Annotated in this window: 4 protein-coding genes; all 4 read right to left on the bottom strand. The window is 62.2% G+C overall.

The window, feature by feature from the left end:
• The coding region (locus AC2FM5_RS19395) for an ATP-binding cassette domain-containing protein (RefSeq protein WP_496737607.1) at window positions 1-1,135 on the bottom strand (1,135 nt) is incomplete at its 3' end.
• A 1-nt stretch (window position 1,136) separates the two neighbouring features.
• The gene (locus AC2FM5_RS19400) at window positions 1,137-2,066 is read right to left on the bottom strand and encodes an ABC transporter permease subunit (RefSeq protein ID WP_170341315.1); all 930 of its coding nucleotides are present in this window, start codon (window positions 2,064-2,066) and stop codon (window positions 1,137-1,139) included.
• Between the two features lie 12 nt (window positions 2,067-2,078).
• Window positions 2,079-3,002: an oligopeptide ABC transporter permease OppB gene (oppB, locus tag AC2FM5_RS19405; protein WP_093963128.1), complete on the bottom strand. Its 924-nt coding sequence runs from the start codon at window positions 3,000-3,002 to the stop codon at window positions 2,079-2,081.
• Between the two features lie 68 nt (window positions 3,003-3,070).
• On the bottom strand, window positions 3,071-3,525 hold a 455-nt coding region (locus tag AC2FM5_RS19410), incomplete at its 5' end, for an ABC transporter substrate-binding protein (RefSeq protein ID WP_496737612.1).

Below are 3,525 nucleotides of genomic sequence, written 5' to 3' on the forward strand. Positions count from 1 at the left end.
GGTCCAGGCTGGCCAGCGGGTCCTGGAACACGATCTGCAGGTCCTTGCGGTACTTGTTCAGCTCGGCCCGTTTCAGCCCGACGATCGGATGACCCAGCCAGCTGACATTCCCGTCGCTCGGCTCGATCAACTGCAGCACGGCACGGGCGAGGGTGGACTTGCCGCAGCCAGATTCACCGACCACGCCCAGGGTTTCACCCTTGCGGATGTCAAAGCTGACGCCGTTCACCGCCTTCAACGGCACCTTGCGGCCAAAGATGCCGCCCGGAACGTGGATCGGGAAATGCACCTTGACGTCATCGACCTTCAGCAGCGGCGCCTCGTCGGTCTCCACCGCCTTGGGCGCGTCGCCCGCGTCGATGCGGGGCATGGCCTCGATCAGGGTGCGGGTATAGCCGTGCTTGGGCGCGTGAAAGATCTCGCGCGTGTCACCGGCCTCGACGAACTCACCCAGGCGCATGACCTGCACCCGGTCGCACATGCGGGCCACGACGCCCATGTCATGCGTGATCAGGGCGATGGCGGTGCCTTCGTCCTTTTGCAGACGCACCATCAGGTCCAGAATGTCGGCCTGAACGGTCACGTCCAGCGCGGTGGTCGGTTCGTCGGCGATCAGCAGCTTGGGATTGCACAGCATCGACATGGCGATCATCACCCGCTGGCGCATCCCGCCCGACAGCTCGTGCGGGAACTGGTCCAGACGGCGCGCGGCCTCGGGTATGCGCACGCGGTCCAGCCATTCCAGGCACCGTTGCCGCGCGGCCGAACCCTGCAGGCCTTCGTGCACCTGCAAGACTTCGCGCATCTGCTGGCCGACCCGCAAATGCGGGGTCAGGGCAGTCAGCGGGTCCTGAAAAATCATGCCCACGTCATCGCCGCGGATCTGGTTCAGCTTGTTCACGGGCAGGTTCAGAATTTCCTGCCCGTTCAGCAGCACCGACCCGGTGGCCCGGCCCGCCGGCGGCAGCAGCCCCATCGCGGCCATGAAGGTCTGGCTTTTGCCTGACCCGCTTTCGCCGACGATGCCCAGGCATTCGCCCGGCGCGATGTCAAAGCTGATGTTCTTGACGGCCTCGACCACCCCGTCGGACGTGTCGAACTGAACGCTCAGGTTCTTTACGGAAAGCAGGCTCATGTCAGCGGTCCTTCGGATCCAGTGCGTCACGCAGGCCATCGCCGATGAAGAACATCGTTATGATGATTGTGACGTAAAATGCCAGGGGGTACATCAGTTGCCACAACGTGCCGTAACCCATGGTTCCGGCGCCCTCGGCGATCAGACGACCCAACGAGGTATAGGGCTCGGAGATCCCCAGCCCCAGGAACGAGATGAAGCTTTCCGTCAGAATCATCTCGGGCACCAGCAGCGATGCATAGACGATCACAACGCCCAGCAGGTTGGGCAGGATGTGGCGGTACATGATGGTGAACTCGCTGACACCGGCGGCGCGGGCGGCCTCGATGAACTCGCGGTTCTTCAGGGTCAGGGTCTGGCCGCGCACGATCCGCGCCATGGTCAGCCAGCCCACCGCACCTAGCGCGATGAACAGCATGAAGAACGACCGCCCCGCCACGACCAGCAGCAGGATGATGACCAGCGTGGCCGGAATGGCCAGCAGGATGTCGACGAAGCGCATCATCACGCCGTCGACGCGCCCGCCGATATATCCGGCGGCGATGCCATAGCACGTGCCCACGATCAGCGCGGTGGCCGCCCCGATCAGACCCACCAGCAACGAGGTTGTGGTGGCCTGGATGACCCGGCTGTACAGGTCGCGCCCCAGATCGTCGACGCCGAAATAGTGCCCTGTCTCGATGGACGGCATACCCATGCCGGCCACGTCGCCCATGACGTTCCAGTCGATTTCTTCGTTGCTCCAGACGGCAAAGTAGGGCCCGATGATCGTGAACAAAACGATCAGGCCCAGGATGAACACGCTGGCCATGGCGGCTTTGTTGCGGACAAAACGCATCCGCGCGTCCTGCCAAAGCGAACGTCCCTGAATGACCGTGTAATCGGTGATGTCTTCGGCCAGATGGGCGGCTTTCTGAGATTTTCCAAGCATTTGCCAGCCCCCTCAGTAACGGATTTTCGGATCGAACCAGGCATAAGCCAGGTCGGTCAGCAGGTTCACCAGAACGGTCAGAACGCCATAGAGGATCGTGACCCCCAGCAGCACAGCATAGTCGCGTGACAAGGCCGAACCCACATAGGCCTGCCCCAGCCCACCGGTCGAGAAGTAGATGTCAACAAACACCGACCCGGTCAGCACATAGACGAAAACCGGCCCCAGATAGGACACCACCGGCAGCAGCGTGGGTTTCAGCGCATGGCGCCAAATCACGGTGCGGGTGGGCAGGCCCTTGGCCCGCGCGGTGCGGATGAAGTTCGAATTCAGAACTTCGAGCATCGACGAACGCGTGATCCGCGCGATCGAGCCCATGTACGAGGTCGCAAGCGCGATGACGGGCATGATCAGGTATTGCCACTGGCCCCCGTTCCAGCCGCCGCCCGGCAGCCAGCCCAGCCACAGGGTGAAGGTCAGGATCAGGATCGGACCCATTATGAAGTTCGGCAGCGCCTGGGCGGCGATGCCCAGACCCACGGCGAAATAATCGATCCAGCTGTTGTGGCGGATCGCGGCGGCGATGCCCAAACTGACGCCCACCAGCGTGGCCACGAGGAAGGACAGCATCCCGTAGGTCAGCGAAATCGGAAAGCCCTGCGCGATGATGTCGTTCACGTCGCGGTCCTTGAACTTGAAGGACGGGCCGAAATCGAAATGCACCACGATGTTGTACAGGTAATCCCACAGCTGTTTCCACAGCGGCTGGTCCAGCCCGTAGCGCGCCTCGATATTGGCCAGAACCTGCGGCGGCAACGGCCGCTCCGAGGTGAAGGGCCCGCCGGGCGCGAAGTGCATCAGAAAGAAACTGGCGACGATCAGCAACAGGATCGTCGGAACGGCGATCAGCAGTCGCCGGATGACATAGGCAAGCATTTCATGCCCCCAATTATTGGCCCTGCCCCAGAGCATGTCCGGGGCAGGGCGCGATCAAAGGATGATGATTACTCGGCGATCTTGTAGAGGTTCTTCGAGTACCAGTTCTGCTCGACGTTGTTCACCGGCCAGTTCCCCACGTCGCTGTCCATCATGTAGACACCGGCGTAGTGGTAGATCGGGATCACAGGGGTTTCCTGTGCGATGATCCGCTCAACCTCGGTGTACAGCGGGGCCGGATCGTCCGAGGTTTTGGCCTGAGCCAGCAGCTCGTCGACCTTGGCATTGTTGTACTTGCCGTCATTGTAGCCGGAATCCGACTGCAGCAGGTCCAGGAAGGTCGAGGCTTCGTTGTAGTCGCCGCACCATGCGCCGCGGGCCAGTTCAAAGTTCTGGTTGCCGCGCTCTTCCAGGAAGATCTTCCATTCCATGTTGGCCAGCTCGACCTGCGCGCCCAGCTTCTGCTTCCACATCTGGCTGAGGGCCACGGCGACTTTCTTGTGCGCCTCGGAGGTGTTGTAGA

The organism is Ruegeria sp. BHSA162 (assembly GCF_059613385.1).